Raw genomic sequence first — 16,261 nt, forward strand, 5'->3', positions numbered from 1 at the left:
CCTCTACGCCGTCCCGTTCTTGTAAAAGCCTGCCCCAATCTGTCCGTTTAAATATTTCTCATGAATCGCATCGCGGTGCATAGGTTCCAGCGTTTCTATAATCGCCAGGCTCTCTGCTCGCTCCTGCATGACCTGTTCTTCCGTTTTGCAAAAGCCACAACTTGATCCTTCGCAGCGGTTGATGTCTAAGATGCGGCATTTTCCGCTTTTGTATGCAAAGCACGTCTTCGCTCGTTCATCCATGGTTCACACCACCTTTCAACCACTCGCACGTCGTGGTCAGATGATAGATCGGTTTCCCTTTTGATCTGGCCATGCGGATGTCCTGCATCATCTCCTCTGAGATCGACTTCCCGAACACCCACACTTCATCGGCCTGAGCCATGAACGAGCGGCGGATCCGCTTCAACATCAGCTCATCTTGATCATCCAAGGATTCGGCAAACGATCGGAAGTTGAGTCTTGGCAGAAGCGGCAGCTTATTCTTCGCCAGTGCAAAGCGGATGAACCGATCCGCTCGGATGTCGTAAATCTCCTGCTCGGTCACGTCCTGACAAATGATATAGACCTGTCCCTTCAAAGGCGACGGTTCTTTGTCGATGTTTTGAAACGCTTGATAGGGCGTTGGATCGTAATAATGGCGTTGATTAAACTTATTAATTTTCATTGGTGTTTACCTCCTTTAATGTGTGCCGCTTTGCTTTGACCGCTGCGATCAAGGCTTCCTGGCTTGTATCTTTTTGTTTCAAAGCCGCCATCACCCGCTCATCCATCGTGCCTTTCGTGATCAGATGATGAACGACGACCGTTTCCGTTTGACCTTGCCGATGCAATCTCGCATTGGCCTGTTGATAGAGTTCGAGGCTCCAATTGAGTCCGAACCAGACCATCACGTGGCCACCTGCCTGTAAGTTCAAACCATGACCAGCGGAAGCGGGGTGGGCCAGTAACACCGGCACATTGCCTTTGTTCCAGTCTCGAATGTCCTGATCGGTCTTTAACACCCGTGGTTTAAAAGCTTTCAAATGCTTCAGGATCCGGTCCCGGTCATGCTGGTAGTTGTAATAGACCAGCACCGGTTTCCCGTTCGCCGATTCAATCAATTCTTTCAACGCTTCCAGCTTCTCATCGTGGACTTCCTGCACATCACCTGTTTCATCATAGATCGCCCCATTCGCCAGTTGAAGGAGCTTGTTCGCGACCACCGCTGCGGATCCCGCTAAGACATCCGCATCCTCAAACGCAAGCAACCATTCTTTTTCAAGTTGTGTATACGCCCGCTTCGCTTTTGGAGGCAGTTCAACCGGGACCGTGTTATCGATCCGCTCCGGGACATCCAGATAATCAGAGGCTTTCATGCTAATACAGAGATCTTCGAGCAGCTCATAAATCTGGTGCTCTGATCCTTCTTTTAGTTTCCAAGAAAAGATCGTCTGTTGGTTTCGTTTATCGGGTAAGAAGTACCGCTCCCTGAATCCAGAGAAAGTCCGACCGAGCCGCTCCCCCTGATCAAGCAGATAGATTTGTGGCCATAGGTCCAACAAGCTGTTCGGCGACGGGGTCCCCGTAAGCCCAACAAGCCGTTTGATAAAAGGGCGCACCTTCTTTAGCGATCTGAACCGCTTGGCCTTTGACGACTTGAAACTTGAGAGCTCGTCGATCACGACCATATCAAAGAGCCAGTCCTTGCCCAGGTAATCCACGAGCCAGGTCACGTTCTCCCGGTTGATCACCGCCACTTGGCCCACATCATCAAGGGCCGCTTTTCGTTCTTTCAAGGATCCGAGGATCTTCGTCACCTTAAGGTCGTTCAAATGTGACCACTTCTCCACTTCTTCGGTCCACGTCACCCTCGCTACTCGGAGCGGTGCAATGATCAAGACCCGAGAGACATCAAAGTAGTCGTATAGTAAGTCATCAATGGCAGTCAGGGTAATCACCGTTTTGCCCATGCCCATGTCCAAGAACAGACCGGCATAGGCGCGCTCCATCATCCACGTCTTGGCCATTTCCTGGTAATGGTACGGTGTGTAGTTCATAACAACCACCTCTCAGCCAGCCAAGCCCCCAACCGCTCATTCGAGTCAATCACAGCCACATCACAACCTAATTGTCGGAGCTGTTCATGCCGTTTCACTTGCAGCGGTCGGGGCTTGCCACCAGGTCTTTTCATCTCCACGAAGGCTACTCTTCCACCGGGTAAGATCGCCAGCCGATCCGGGATCCCTGCATAGCCTGGCGTGATCAATTTCAGTGCCAATCCTCCGTGGTTCAGGACCGCTCGTTTAAAGGTTTGTTCAAGTTTCTGTTCTTCCATGCTAACCACCTCATTAGTCTTCGATTTCCTAGGTGTCAACTTTCTCAATCAGGAGAATGTTGCGCACGGAAATCCTTTCATATCAACGGTTACAAGCGTTTTTTTCGAGGTGTCAACATTCTATAGCCATTTTCTAGAGAGCTATAGAAATAAAGGGTGTATACGCATTTCTATATCTATACCTAATCTAAAACCCTCAATAGTAAAAAGAATGTTGACAATGTTGACAAAGGGTGTTGAACCGTTGACTGGCAAGGACTTTCCCGTCAACATTCTCCCCAAATTTAATGTTTATGATGTTGCGCTTTGTTGACGCCTAAACCCTCTTTGTCTGCCATAGCGATTACCAAATCGGAGTAGACTGACGCGTTCCCAGCCATGAGTGTTGGTGATGACCCCGTTGATTTCTTTTGCATTGTACTTGGTCATCGATGATACATCCCGTTGGAACCATTCTTCCCAAACCATCTGCGCACACACCTTATCCAGTTTCATCATTGGTTTGGATGGGGTGGATGCATTCCCTGCATGTAGATAGGAGCGTCGTTCATTCAAGTCCAGCTCATGCCAATCGTTCGGCACCTCCATATCCAGATACACTCTCACAGCTTCTGCAATCGGAGACTCCTGCGTGTGTGCCATCTGAAGTTCACTTGCCTTTTCATCCATCTCTTTCGATAAGGCAAGAGACATGCCTGAGCGATAACTCTGAACAGCCTCTGCCCAGACTTGATCAACTTCATCAGACGTAAGATCCACCCACATGTTCTTGGAACCGCCGCCTTCTACAACAACAGGTAGGAAACGACGATTACCCGTTGGATCATTTAGAAAATCATAGTCATTGGTACTTCCAAAAAAGACACATTGTCTTTTGAATGTTTCAACATGCCTGCCGTATGCTGGCCGAAAGGCATCGACCCCTTTTGAAATATAGTGTTTAACCGCTTCAACATCCGCCTTCCGGGTCGCTGTCAATTCGGCAATTTCCATGATCCAGACACCTTGCAGCTGTTCAAACGCTTCTTTTCCTTTGACCGTAATCAATGAATCTGAGTGCCAGTCTCTTCCCAATAACTTTATAATCTGGCTTTTTCCAATCCCTTGAGGGCCAATCAAGACGACACAGTAGTCAAATTTAATACCGGGTTCGAAGATCCGAGCGACCGCAGCGGTCAGGATCAATCTTGTAAATGTACGAATGGTATCCGAGTCATCTGCGCCTAAATAATCGATGAAGAGCGTATCGATTCGTTCCTGACCGTCCCACTCTAAACCGTTTAAATAATCTCTGACAGGGTGGTACGCATGATCGACAACCACCTCTGTCCATGCATCCGAAATAATGGACGGCCCTTTGATCTGATAGATTTTACTCAAGTAATTTCGAAGCCCTGCATCATCGGCGTCCACCCAATATTCCCCGCGCTCAAGGCTTCGCCATGGAAGGTCTCGCAAAACGGTGTAACGATGCTGAAAATCGTTTTTCGCAACCGTATTGATCAGTCGCGGATCATTCTTCAAGATCATCTCGACATTCGCTGCGTTCGAAATGAAACGTCCCTTTGCATCGAACTGCAGCTCCTGGAGCCATTCCTGGTCGTCATCATCGTCTTCATCGCCAAAGTCCAACTTTGCCTCATTGAGCCGCTCCTTCCCCATTAACAAGGCCACTTCTTTATCCGCCAAGGCTTCATCAACCATGGCCATATAAGAGGGGAGTCGTGTCACAGGCGTATTCGGGTCTGCATCTACGTCCAGATCCCCGAACTTATGAAGCCGGAGAAGATCAAACGCATTACAGAGCTTACCTCCGACGGGGTCTGATGCATGGTGGGAATAGGCGAAGTCACCGTCCTGATACACAACCAGTCCGCCTGCCGTTGTCCCGTCGAAGTAGCTGTACCGGTTCGGATCCTCCGTGGCTTGGTACGTTTTCGGTAAAAACGTCTCGATCACTTCATGGATCGTATACGTTCGACAAAAGGCCCCGACGACACCCGGCTTTGACCGTGGATCGCCTTGTTTTTCGGCCATCTTGTGCCGTTTATTGATCTCACGAGAGCTCTCCGGCCAGAAAGAAGAGTCCCGCCAATTCGAGTAACTGTTTAAGATCTCGTCTGGATTGAGCCACTCGGCGTCAATAAAGTCTGAGAGGAACTCGCCATCTTTCGATGTTGAGGGCCAGTACATGAGCCGCTGCGGTTCGTAGGTCGAATCATCAAACTGATCGATCCCGAGCTGATCGGCGATCTTCCGGGCAATCGGGACATATTCCTCTGCCGTCACGGCCCGCTTCAGCGGAATGATGAGCCGCATGCGAGGGCTCGACGCTCGGTGTTTATGCGTCGTGTACATCGCACACGCGTGGCCAAATAACAGCTTCACCGTTTCCCACAAATCCCCGGCAACTTGATCGGCATCCAAGGTGACGAGGTGTCGCCAGGCAACCGAATCACCGCCGCGTTTGCCTTTTAACAGCGTCCCACCTACGAAGCCTCCGACATCTTTCAAGTCATCCTGTTTCATTTTCGGTAGCCGCGTATATTCACTGCACGTTTCATAGGTTCTTGCCGTCTGCAGGATCCGTTTCACGAACTGCGACCACTGCATCTCTTTGTTTTTCCAATTCATTTCTTTCCGGCTCCGCCCGATGGCGATGGTGATCGTCCCATCATGGTCCAGGTTTGGAGCTTTATGATCATCCTTTTTCATCCGCTTCACGTCCTCTCGCGACGAGGGTGGTGAGGCCCTTTTGGGCCCCACTCAAATCACCGCTCAGTGCTTGTCCTTTTAACGTCTGTCGCTCCTGCGTTGTCAGTTCGTCTTGGAATAACTTCAAGACTCTTAAGAAATGCCGGGTTTCTCTTGATGCATACCTTTTCGTTTTTAGGACCCCCCGGAACGTTTCGTTACCTAGGGGTCTATGATCAGAGAATTGGTTCATGGTTTTAACCTCCTCGGTCCCTATCCAAAAGGGAGGTACCGTTAATCTTTCTTGTAATAGCCCGTTTCAAAGCTGTCGGCGTTCATCGGAAGTCCTGGTGCCCAGTCGATCGGTTCACTCATGATTCGTTCAATGTCAGCTTTGGCATCCTGCTCATTTGGTACTTCGATGACCACTTCGTCATGGACGTGGAAGCGGATCTGATAACCCGCTGCGTCCAGTCGAAGCATCGCCTCTGCCAAACAATCACGAGCTATGGCTTGCACCATATTCTCCGCAATTTTGCCCCCATATGTGCTGATCCGTCCCCATTGTTTTGAACCTTGCATGACGCCTTCATAGGTGATCTCTTCACGACCGAAGCGTTCATCAATGCCGATCTGGGGTCGCACATAAGAGAGGGATCGACCAGAAGGCAATCGGGCTCGAAGTAAGCCACTGCCACCGTAGAATTGAATGCCGCTCTTCGCCGTCACAACCTTCTGCCACTTCACAGCTTCAAAGGCAGATTTCTCAAGGTCGTACCAGAGGTTCACAATGTTTGGATTGGCCTTCCGCCACGCTTTCACGAGGGCTGGGAGTTCGTCTTCGGAGAGCCCCATCTCAAGCGCACCCATCTGTGTTAACGCTCCTTTCGCACCGCCGTAACCAAGGGCGAGCTCCGCTATCTTCCCTTTTTGTCTTAGGGGACTAGCCTTCGTAATCTCTTCAATTGGGACCCCGAACATCTGCGAAGCCGATGCCTCATAGATCTTGCCGTGTCCTTCAAAGACCTTCATCCGCCAGCGTTCACCGGCGAGCCAGGCAATGACTCGCGCTTCGATTGCGGAAAAATCCGAGACGACGAAGCGGTACCCTTTTTTCGGAATAAAAGCCGTTCGGGTCAGCTGCGAGAGGAGATCAGCCAAGGATCCATATAAGGTTGTGATCAACTCGTAGTTACCTGTTTTCACAAGCTGCCGGGCTTCGTCCAAATCGCCAATCCGGTGCTTAGGGAGGTTGTGTGCTTGTACGATTCTTCCTGCCCAACGCCCCGTGCGGTTGGCTCCGTAAAACTGAAGGAGCCCCCGGATATGACCGTCTTTGCAAATGGAGCGGTCCATCGCTTCGTACTTTTTGACCGACGTTTTCGACATCATCTGGCGGAGGATTAACACCCGCCTTACGTCTCCAGGCAAATCCGTCTGTAATAAGTCGCTGACCTGCTTCTTCGCAAGCCCGCTCGTTTCAATACCTCTTGAAGTGAGCCAGTCGCGAAGCTGTGCCACGCTGTTCGGATTCTCCAGTCCCGTGATCTGTTTCGCTTCTTCCAGCAACAGCGCCTGTTCCTTTGCATCCAGTTGAATCGCTTGTCGAACAAGATCGGTATCGATCCTGACCCCTTCATCATTCATCCGTTGATCCAGCTCCCAGAGCCGTTGTTCTTTCTCTGGGATTGGATTCGAAGCCAGTCTTTTCCGTAACGCCCGCTCCACCTCAACGTCTTGTCGGCAATATGCTTTATACGCGTGCCATTTTTCCAAGTCATGTTCTGGCAGATTCCTCGTTCGATGCCCGTTGCTGGCTGTTGGTTTACACGGCACTGAAAAGTAACGAATCAGTGCTTTACCGGCGTTATCCTTTTGATCCCCGAGATTCAGCACATTCGCCACCCCGTCCAAGTGACCGGGTAGACCCAACGTCAATGCATGAACCGATGAGCAGTGCCACTGTTCGGTCGGCATCGGTTGATTGAGATAGGCCGCCAAGCAGGTCCGTTCAAAATTTGCATTGTAAGCTGTTTTCATAATGCTTGGATCAATCAAAGCTTTCAGGACGGTAGTCGGAATTGGCTCATCTTGTACCAAATCAACGACAATGACTTCTTCATCATCAAAGGCATATGCCAGGAGGAGGATCGTAAAGCCCTCCCCTTCCGCATACGCGTAGACACCGGACTCTTTCAGATCAACATTTGAGAAGGTCTCAATATCGATCGAAAGAACCGACGGATTAGCCGAGGACATCATGGATCGACTCATCCTCATCATCCGCAAAGTCCTTTTCGGCACTGACGCGCCCACCTAAAGGTTCGCCATCTTCGGTTTTCATGAGGTTTTGCAGCCCGGCGGAGACGCCTTTGTTGCCGTTGACGTTGTAGACGTAAAAGTTCAAACTCGCACGTCCGTAGCAACCGGAATAAAATTCACTCGGGTTCATGAGATCTTCACGGTCTGGCCCCACAATGCCAGGCTTCATCTTATCTGAAGCATTAATGAAGTAGCTGTTCTCATATGCCGGATCATCGGGACGATCGGTGTCTCCATCACGAAGCGGAGATTTGACGTTTGAGGGTACCTTACCACCGAACCGGTCCTTCTGTTCTTCGATCGTTTCTTTGATCGCAGCTTGGATCTTTTGGATCGTTGCCGTGTGTGATTTGGGAATGATGATCGAGACCGAGTATTTCGGCTCTCCTCCTTTCACGCTCACCGGCTCATGGACGTTAGCGTAGCTGAATCGAACAGGTTGTTGAGTGGTTCCGATTTTAATTTTCGTCATTGAAATTCCTCCTTAGTTTTGAAAGTCTTCCGCAGCGGATGGTTTAGCTGCCGGGCGACTGTCTTCGGTTTCAACCAGTTTTAACTTCCCTGGGGTCTTCGTAATGAGATGACCCACAAGATCTTGAAACGTCTTCTTCCCAAGCATTTTCTCCATATTCGTGATGGGCTTGAGGGTCTGTTTGAAAAGCTGATGCTCTTCCATCCCGGCTTCTTTCAAGGTGCTGATGATTGCTTTTTCATCGGTGTAAACCCGACTGCCTCTACCCTGAACAAGCTTCATCCCTGGCCATTTCTTGTTCTCTTTCATTGCGGTTTTAAGTGCATATTCCTGAACTTGCTTGGCCCAATTAACAAGCTCATCCACTTCACGTAAAACTTGGGAGACCTCTTCATCTGTCAATAGCGGCGGTTCTTTGAAATCCAAACATGCGAGTTTCTGACGTTCTTCTGCACGGGCGCGGCAGGTTGCACTCACCTTGCAGAACTGGCAATGGGCGCCAGGCAGGAACTCACCCAGACCGTTAAAAGCGAGCTCTGCTTTAGGTTTCACTTCAGTCTCCGCCCACTCAAGTAATGCGTCTGCGGTCATCTCATCCGTTGAAAGGTGATCCAATCTCGGTTGCACAATCGTCATTTGAACGGTGTCAATGTGATACAGAAAGCCATAACCATTCAACGCGCCCAATGCATACAACCGCATTTGTGGATTGCCTTCTGCATAGACCTTCACGCCTTCGCCGCCTTTTAAGTCGATGATTTCGAGGAGCCCATCAGTGACGATGAGCACATCTCCAGTTCCAAAGCCTTCCGGTACCCATGGACTGAAATCCACACGTTCTTCGATGCGCACCAAGGCGTCCGATTGCAAGGCCCTCGCTTCGTTGATCCGCTCAATCACCGTATCGACATACGCTTGGACCGCATCATCGATGGCCTGGGTGTAGAAAGGGGATTCACGTCGTTCCTTCTTCTCCTTCAAATACTGTTCTTCGTTCATCGTTTCCAAGTAGTGACCGAGGTATAATTCAGAGAGCTCATGCATGAAGGTTCCTTCTTCGGCGTAGAAACTGGTTGTATCCTCAATCTGTTCTGAGAGTTTCACGCTCGGTGGGCAGTTCATCCACCGGCTGGCGCCTGATGCCGAAAGCTTGGCATGAGCGCGACTTGCGTGGTTCATTACACGTCACCTTTCGCAGCGAGCGCTTTTGCCTGGGTGTGAAGGGCAGCGTACTGATCCTTTGGCACATCGGTGAGTCGCTCAACCCCAAATGTCTGAATCAGGGCTTTAACGTCTGCGGTTTTTCCTTGTTCCGCTAAAGTACGAAGCAAGGCTCTTAGTTCCTCCAGTGTTGGCTGTGAATCACTTTTGACCTTCTCTTCCGCTTTGGTTTCAGTTGGTTTTACTGGTTCCGGATTTGAATGGAGTGCGGCAACCAAATCCCGAATACTCCCGGCCACCCGCTCCAAATCCTCAGCGACGACGAGCGCTTTTTTCATTTGACTCATGTTCGTTGTCTCCTTTCATCTGGGCGTCCTCTTCTTGCATGCGTCGGGCCATCCGCTTCGTCACGATACTGATTGCCGTCAAGACGCCGACCATTTCTTCTCTCGTTTCTGTTTTGAGATCCTTTTGGTTCATGATTTTCACCTCCTTGTATTGGCCCCTCACTTCTTAGCCAACGGGAAGGGCATTTTGGTAACCCCTTTTTTGAAAAAAGATTTTTTTATTTTTTCCAACACGCGTTTCTGCCGTTTCACGACTGCGACGTGTGAGGTGTTTTGTTCTTTTCCAATTTGACGAGTGGTCTTCTCTTCAAAGAAATAATCCTCGATAAACTGTCGATCCTGTTCATTCAACTCATTCATTGCCTCTTGTAAGAGCGCCCGGGTTAAGTTATCGATGACCGTGGCCTCCACATCGGATCCGCTCGTAAAAGCCGAGCCATTATCTGTGAGCCGTTCAAAAGAATCCTCTTTGGCGGGTTTGAAGTGATAATGTTCACCATCAACGTCAATGCGTCCAACCTTGATATCTCTTTCGAGATACCTCGCCCGCCGATCCATTTGGTGATACTCCTTGTACATCTTTTCTGAAACCGGAACCTTCGTCTGCCCTACTTGAATGAATCTTGTCATGTCCATCTCCCTCTCAAGGCCCGGCTCAGGACATTGAAAGGGAGAGAAATAAAAAAAAGACCGGACACAGCCAACCTGAATAACAGTGATTCACACTGTCATCAGCTTTCGCTATGTCCGGCCTCTAGGTAGCTCTACACTCGACTCCATCGCTCGGTACCTTTTTTATTTCACATCACTTAGCGGTCATCAGATCAATCAAACTTCGAAAAGCTCTCATCATCCGACTCAGGCTATTCTGCGATGCCTCTCTCGGTATGTTGTCGCGGTAGAACTACCATGTTATGAACTTGTAAAACAAAAAAGGACCGCACCTAACCAGCTTGTTTGGCTGATCATGGTCCGGTCCCTAAGGTGATTGCAGCGGCTTGACGTACATCCCTTTCCGACTCGCGTTATTGATATTACATTTCAGCAGGCAGCTTGCACTTTCTTGTTACCAGGTTAACATCCCAAACTTTTTTACACCGTTGACACTTGGATTCAACAAAGCCGTAAGAATCCGTTCGAACTAACATCAACTTCAACTGACATTTCGGGCACTTCACAGCAACCTTCTGAGGTCTATCTGTCATTGTTGTTCCCCCTCGTGATTTGAGTTTGTACTGCTTGCCTTTATTCTATACAAGAACATATGTTCTGTAAAGACTGATTGTTACTGCCCTCTTATTCTGTGTTAGCTTTCCTTGCTATTGATAAACTGAAAACACAAACAACAAAACGTTAACTACACTTAATGGTGTATACAAAAAAATATGGTTACGCAAGATTACCTACACCTTCGATATCATACACTTAAAATAACACAACCAAGTCCCTCAATCAACTGTTTTTTCATAAATCATCCATATTTTCATTGACATATTAAAAAAGTATAGGAGTTGACGTTAATAAATTATCACTTTGAGTAATAATTTCATTTACTAAAGTTAATAAAAGGGGTAAAATATACTTTAAGAGAGGTGGTGTTTATGAATAACGAAAATCATTTCAATAAGACGTCGTTTGCCAGGCTGTTAGATCAAGCTAAAGGAAAAAGATCGATAAATCAGTACGCAAGAGATTGTGGGGTCAGCACTGCTCATATTTCAAGGTTTTTAAGAGAATTAGTGGATTCCCCTCCTGCACCTGAAACCATTTTAAAATTAGTGAGTAGCGCACATGGAGGTGTGACGTATGAGGAATTAATGGATGCTGCAGGACATTTTATTCATAAAGAAGAAACTGGATATGAAATATACCATAACGAAGAAAAAAATGATGATAGTCAATCAAATTCAGATGATTTCTATAAAATTAGGAGAAAAAATCACTTAGAGAGAAGAGAAAGAAGAAACAGAATATTCAAATTGAATATATTAACATACTTATATGATGAATCCTTAGAATTTAGAGAAATAAATGAGATAGATAATATCTGGAGAAGAAGAAATAGCTTATTTTTAGAAATAAAAAATCAAAGAAATATATTTTTATTTGAAGGCCCCTTACGTGATGAAATATCAGAAGACAAAAGGATGATCCATCACTTTATAAGAGTGCTTGACATGTATGGTGAAATAGCATTGAATGAATCACTCGATCCAAGCGATCGCTGTGTAATTGTAGTCGATCACCCAGATATTTTTGAAAGAATTCTTAGAAGAAAACCAAAATTATTAAATATAAATATTGATTTAATGCTTATTAATTCGAGAGAAGGAATTGTAGAGAGGAGTGAACCACTTTGCACAAACTTTACAGATTAAAAACATAAATACTACGCTCAACATTTCACATGTTAACCAAAATAAAAAAACAACAAAAATAAGCCCGCCAAACCACCTAATCACTCGGTAGCTTGACGGGCTTGAAATCCGTTTACGCTTCATTCTTTCTATTGTGCCTGCTTCTCATTCATCGCAATCATCATCTTCATAAGCTCTACTCTGCCGATTAAACGGATCTGATTGGATGCTGCGAGATTCTTTGCATTTGCCGTATAGTCAGCATTCGTGACCACCCAGGCTTCATCCGCTTTGTAATACGCTTTTGCAGAAGAAACCTCTTGAACTGCCTTAACGCCGACGTTTTTCTTATATCGCTTCGCCTGAACCGCGATGTGTTTCTTCCCATCACTCAAGATCAAATCAGCACCGTAATCGCCTCTTGCTGGCGTCTGTTGGACCTTATAGCCTTGTGATGAGAACAGCTCTCGCAAATACACATCAAACATGACCCCTGACATGACATCGATATCAGCCATACCTGATCTTCGAATCATTCTGAGATCAATGATTTCTTTTGCAAGTCGAATCCCAATCGGAACGGCAAACAACAAAAAGAGAAAGAACGTCACGCGAAGATCCGCGGTCAATACGTTCCAGAACAGTTCAAATCCAGGCATTCTCAATCACTCCCTCTGACAACTATGCATCCAGCAGAAGATTTATAGACCGCAGGTCTCAGTTAGTCACGTGCGTAAAGATCCCGTGTATATACTTTCTCTTTCACATCAAGTAAGTCATCAGACAGTCGGTTCGCCACAATGACGTCCGACTCTTCTTTGAACTTATCAAAGTCGTTGATGACTCGCGAATTATAAAACGTTTCTTCCTGAAGGGCCGGTTCAAAGACCACCACTTCCACGCCCTTCGCTTTGATCCGCTTCATAATGCCCTGAACCGCGGATTGGCGGAAGTTGTCGGAGTCCATCTTCATCGTTAACCGGTAGATGCCGACGATCTTTGGCTGACGTTGCAGAATCATATCCGCAATGTGGTCTTTACGCGTTCGGTTAGCATCCACAATGGCACCAATGATGTTATTCGGCACGTCTTCGTAGTTCGCCAAGAGTTGCTTTGTGTCCTTCGGCAAGCAGTACCCGCCGTAGCCAAATGATGGGTTATTATAATGGGTGCCGATGCGTGGATCCAGCCCAACACCATCAATGATCTGTTGAGTATTCAGGCCACGGACTTCAGCATATGAATCAAGCTCATTAAAGAATGAGACCCGCATGGCCAGGTACGTATTGGCAAAGAGCTTAATGGCTTCTGCTTCTGTAGAGCTCGTAAACAGCACATCAATGTTCTCTTTCAAAGCGCCTTGTTTCAACAGCTTCGCAAAAGTCTCCGCACGCTCAGACTGTTCACCCACAACGATTCGTGACGGGTAGAGGTTATCGTACAGCGCTTTCCCTTCACGTAAGAACTCCGGTGAGAAAATGACGTTCTCTGTATCGAATTTCTCACGAATCTCTTCCGTGTAGCCAACCGGAACTGTGGACTTGATTATCATCGTGGCGTCCGGATTAATTGCGAGCACATTGGCAATGACTGCTTCTACGGTTCTTGTATTAAAGTAGTTCTGAACCGGATCGTAATTCGTCGGTGTACTGATAATGACGTAATCTGCTTCGTTAAAAGCAGTGAAATTATCAGTTGTCGCTGTTAAGTTCAGTTCCTTATTAGCGAGGAAATCTTCGATCTCCGCGTCTTCAATCGGTGACTGACGATTGTTCACCATCTCCACCTTGTCTTTCATAATATCCAGTGCGATCACTTCGTTATGTTGAGCCAATAGGACAGCATTCGACAGTCCTACATAGCCCGTTCCTGCGACAGTAATTTTCATGTTCTGTTCTCCCCATTTCATCGTAAAAAAATATAAAAGAAAAAGGCCCTCAAAGAAGAGAGCCTTTCATCATGTGACGTTATAGTAATCCTTGTACCAGGCAACAAACTTCCCAAGCCCTTCATCAATAGTCGTAGTAGGTTTAAATCCGGTGTCTCTTGACAGTTCATCAATATCCGCGTACGTCGCTTTGACGTCCCCCGGTTGCATTGGCAAATACTCTTTCTTCGCTTCAATACCAAGATGCTTCTCCAGGGTTTGTATGAAGTCCATGAGTTTCACCGGCTGATTGTTGCCGATGTTATAAACTTTATACGGTGCATAGCTTTCATTCGGTGTCGGATTCTCACGGTCAAAGTCCGGATTCCCCTTAGGCGGGTGGTCCAGTAAACGGACGATCCCATCAACAATATCATCGATATACGTAAAATCACGCATCATTTCACCGTTGTTAAACACCTGGATCGTCTCACCGGCAACGATTTTCTTTGTGAATGAAAAGTATGCCATATCCGGTCGTCCCATTGGACCGTAGACTGTAAAAAATCGAAGGCCCGTCGTCGGGATGTTATACAAATGACTGTATGTATGCGCCATTAATTCGTTGGACTTCTTTGTTGCCGCATACAAACTAACCGGGTGATTCACTTCGTCAGTCGTCGCAAACGGCATTTTTTGATTTGCGCCGTAGACAGAACTAGACGAGGCATAGATCAAGTGTTTCACGTCATAGTGACGGCAAGCCTCAAGGACATTCACAAAACCAACGAGGTTTGAATCTACATAGGCATGTGGATTCTCGATGCTGTAGCGAACCCCTGCCTGGGCTGCAAGATTTATGACAATATCGATCTTATTATCCTTGAAAATTTGATTGAAGCTATTACGGTCAGCAAGATCCACTTTATAAAATGAGAATTGATCGTATTCTTCAAGAAGAGCCAGTCTATCTTTCTTTAGCTGTGTTTCGTAGTAATCATTAATGTTATCAACACCGATGACTTGTTGCCCTTCGTCCATTAAACGTTTTGATAGGTACATGCCGATGAAGCCGGCTGCACCAGTGACTAGTATATTCATTATGTAATTCCCCCAACTAGTACTTTATATGACTCGTTTTAGCACATTAACGTGCCGGGGGTCAGGCCCCCTTTTTCAAGGTTCACGTCATAGTAATCATTAACATTATCAATACCTACTAATTGGCAGTCACTTTCTAATAGCTTCTTAGATAAATAATATCCAATGAAACCTGCAACTCCAGTAATAAGATAAACTTTACTAGGATCTAACGGTTTGTAGCTCAAGATCTCTCGACTCCTTTACAACTGCTTTTCTTCCAATAGAGTGATACTCCACGCCTGCTTCTAGCATTTCATCAATACTATAAATATTTCTTCCGTCATATACTAGTGGAGTTCTCATTAATTCCTTATACTTTTTAGGAGTAACTGTTTTTACTTCGCCCCACTCCGTAAAGATAAAGCAAACATTCGCCCCATTTAATGCATCTTCTATATTCGAGACATACGTAATACTGCCTTTGCCATTCTTCCCTTCTGGATGTACTTTCGCAAAGTTATCAGCACCTACAGGGTCATACGCATAAATATCTGCACCTTGCTCTAGTAATAAAGGTACATTCTCAAGAGATGCCGCTTCACGTAAATCATCAGTTCCAGGTTTAAATGTTAACCCTAGAACAGCTACCTTTAGGCCATTAAAAGTAATAAGTCTTTTACTAGCTTTCTTGTATAATCTTGTCTTTTGATCTATATTTACATCAATGGCAGCCTTAACCGTTCGTAACTCATATCCATGCTGCTTTGCAATGTTTTCTAGTGCTTTCGTATCTTTTGGGAAACATGAACCGCCATAACCAATACCTGCATTTAAAAATTTACTTCCAATTCTAGCATCATAGCTCATTCCTTTTGCAACATCTTGTACATCCGCCCCAACTAGTTCACATAGGTTAGCGATATCATTCATATAAGAAATTTTTAGAGCAAGGTAGTCGTTCGAAGCATACTTAATCATCTCTGCAGATCTCCTATTAACAGAAACAATAGGCAAATTAAAAGGCTCATAGAGTTTCGTTAGTAACTCTTCAGCCCATTTACTTTCTGTTCCAATAATAATTCTTTCTGCATGAAGTGTATCGTGTACAGCAGAACCTTGTGCTAAGAATTCCGGGTTTGATGCCACTTCCACTTTTACGTCATTAATTAGAAAGTCTTGGATAAACTGTTCTACTTTATCATTCGTTCCAACTGGAACTGTTGATTTTACAACTACTAAGCAATCCTTTTCTACAGATTCTGCAATTTGACGAGCAACTGTAGCTATATACGAAAGATTAGCAGAACCATCTGGTTGTTCTGGTGTGCCTACTCCAATAAAGATAGCATCTACATCTTTATAATCTGATTTGTAATTTGTTGTATAATTAATTCTTCCAGCAGCATAATTTTTCTGCATTAATTCTTCTAATCCAGCTTCATAAATTGGGGAAACGCCAGATTTCATTAAATTCACTTTATTCTCATCGATATCTACACAGGTAACTTGATGACCAACTTCAGCGAAGCATACACCTGCGACTAGGCCAACATAGCCTGTTCCTGCCACTGCTATTTTATACATATAAAATCCCCTCTCTATACATTTAACTTTAGTTTTTCTCATAGAGTAATATAACCC

General features: G+C 46.1%; 18 protein-coding genes. 1 reads left to right on the forward strand and 17 read right to left on the reverse strand.

The window, feature by feature from the left end; translation table 11 throughout:
* Positions 1–3: 3 nt before the first annotated feature.
* The 12 genes from BSEL_RS15290 to BSEL_RS17270 form a co-directional block, all read right to left on the reverse strand.
* Positions 4–243 (reverse strand): hypothetical protein, encoded by a 240-nt coding sequence (locus tag BSEL_RS15290; RefSeq protein ID WP_013173905.1) that lies wholly within the window; start codon positions 241–243, stop codon positions 4–6.
* A complete protein-coding gene (locus BSEL_RS15295) occupies positions 236–667 on the reverse strand; it encodes a DUF7768 domain-containing protein (RefSeq protein WP_013173906.1) in 432 nt (143 codons plus the stop codon). Before BSEL_RS15295 ends, BSEL_RS15290 begins: the two co-directional genes overlap by 8 nt.
* On the reverse strand, positions 657–2,039 hold the full coding sequence (locus BSEL_RS15300; protein ID WP_013173907.1) for an SNF2-related protein: 1,383 nt from the start codon (positions 2,037–2,039) through the stop codon (positions 657–659). Before BSEL_RS15300 ends, BSEL_RS15295 begins: the two co-directional genes overlap by 11 nt.
* Positions 2,036–2,317, reverse strand: a complete 282-nt coding sequence (locus BSEL_RS15305) for a PDDEXK family nuclease (protein WP_013173908.1) — start codon at positions 2,315–2,317, stop codon at positions 2,036–2,038. Before BSEL_RS15305 ends, BSEL_RS15300 begins: the two co-directional genes overlap by 4 nt.
* Positions 2,318–2,608: 291 nt before the next feature.
* Complete coding sequence (locus tag BSEL_RS15310; RefSeq protein ID WP_013173909.1) at positions 2,609–5,032, reverse strand: virulence-associated E family protein; 2,424 nt, start codon at positions 5,030–5,032, stop codon at positions 2,609–2,611.
* Positions 5,019–5,159 (reverse strand): hypothetical protein, encoded by a 141-nt coding sequence (locus BSEL_RS17895; RefSeq protein WP_177304841.1) that lies wholly within the window; start codon positions 5,157–5,159, stop codon positions 5,019–5,021. Before BSEL_RS17895 ends, BSEL_RS15310 begins: the two co-directional genes overlap by 14 nt.
* Positions 5,160–5,305: 146 nt before the next feature.
* Positions 5,306–7,285, reverse strand: coding sequence for a DNA polymerase (locus tag BSEL_RS15320; RefSeq protein ID WP_232970476.1), 1,980 nt, complete (start codon positions 7,283–7,285; stop codon positions 5,306–5,308).
* A complete protein-coding gene (locus BSEL_RS15325; protein ID WP_013173912.1) occupies positions 7,257–7,805 on the reverse strand; it encodes a DUF2815 family protein in 549 nt (182 codons plus the stop codon). The genes BSEL_RS15320 and BSEL_RS15325 overlap by 29 nt, the downstream gene beginning before the upstream one ends.
* A gap of 12 nt (positions 7,806–7,817) precedes the next feature.
* Positions 7,818–8,984, reverse strand: a complete 1,167-nt coding sequence (locus BSEL_RS15330) for a DUF2800 domain-containing protein (protein ID WP_013173913.1) — start codon at positions 8,982–8,984, stop codon at positions 7,818–7,820.
* Positions 8,984–9,313: a hypothetical protein gene (locus BSEL_RS15335; protein ID WP_013173914.1), complete on the reverse strand. Its 330-nt coding sequence runs from the start codon at positions 9,311–9,313 to the stop codon at positions 8,984–8,986. The genes BSEL_RS15330 and BSEL_RS15335 overlap by 1 nt, the downstream gene beginning before the upstream one ends.
* Positions 9,279–9,446, reverse strand: coding sequence for a hypothetical protein (locus tag BSEL_RS17820; protein WP_013173860.1), 168 nt, complete (start codon positions 9,444–9,446; stop codon positions 9,279–9,281). Before BSEL_RS17820 ends, BSEL_RS15335 begins: the two co-directional genes overlap by 35 nt.
* Before the next feature lie 26 nt (positions 9,447–9,472).
* The gene (locus BSEL_RS17270) at positions 9,473–9,943 is read right to left on the reverse strand and encodes a sigma-70 family RNA polymerase sigma factor (RefSeq protein WP_013173915.1); all 471 of its coding nucleotides are present in this window, start codon (positions 9,941–9,943) and stop codon (positions 9,473–9,475) included.
* A gap of 971 nt (positions 9,944–10,914) precedes the next feature.
* Here BSEL_RS17270 and BSEL_RS17275 point away from each other — a divergent pair.
* Positions 10,915–11,691 (forward strand): hypothetical protein, encoded by a 777-nt coding sequence (locus BSEL_RS17275; protein ID WP_013173916.1) that lies wholly within the window; start codon positions 10,915–10,917, stop codon positions 11,689–11,691.
* A gap of 128 nt (positions 11,692–11,819) precedes the next feature.
* On the opposite strand, the gene BSEL_RS15350 is transcribed toward BSEL_RS17275, so the two are convergent.
* The 5 genes from BSEL_RS15350 to BSEL_RS15365 all read right to left on the reverse strand — a co-directional run bounded on the left by BSEL_RS15350 (position 11,820) and on the right by BSEL_RS15365 (position 16,204).
* Positions 11,820–12,329 carry a restriction endonuclease gene (locus BSEL_RS15350; RefSeq protein ID WP_013173917.1) on the reverse strand — a complete coding sequence of 170 codons (510 nt, stop codon included), beginning with the start codon at positions 12,327–12,329 and terminating at the stop codon, positions 11,820–11,822.
* A 62-nt stretch (positions 12,330–12,391) separates the two neighbouring features.
* Positions 12,392–13,558, reverse strand: coding sequence for a nucleotide sugar dehydrogenase (locus BSEL_RS15355; protein WP_013173918.1), 1,167 nt, complete (start codon positions 13,556–13,558; stop codon positions 12,392–12,394).
* 69 nt (positions 13,559–13,627) lie between these two features.
* Positions 13,628–14,638 (reverse strand): NAD-dependent epimerase, encoded by a 1,011-nt coding sequence (locus BSEL_RS15360; RefSeq protein ID WP_013173919.1) that lies wholly within the window; start codon positions 14,636–14,638, stop codon positions 13,628–13,630.
* A gap of 38 nt (positions 14,639–14,676) precedes the next feature.
* Complete coding sequence (locus BSEL_RS17825; protein ID WP_013173920.1) at positions 14,677–14,865, reverse strand: GDP-mannose 4,6-dehydratase; 189 nt, start codon at positions 14,863–14,865, stop codon at positions 14,677–14,679.
* A complete protein-coding gene (locus BSEL_RS15365; protein WP_013173921.1) occupies positions 14,840–16,204 on the reverse strand; it encodes a UDP-glucose dehydrogenase family protein in 1,365 nt (454 codons plus the stop codon). Before BSEL_RS15365 ends, BSEL_RS17825 begins: the two co-directional genes overlap by 26 nt.
* Positions 16,205–16,261 lie beyond the last annotated feature (57 nt).

The sequence above is a fragment of the [Bacillus] selenitireducens MLS10 genome (genome assembly GCF_000093085.1).
GTDB classification, from domain to species: Bacteria; Bacillota; Bacilli; order Bacillales; family Salisediminibacteriaceae; genus Salisediminibacterium; species Salisediminibacterium selenitireducens.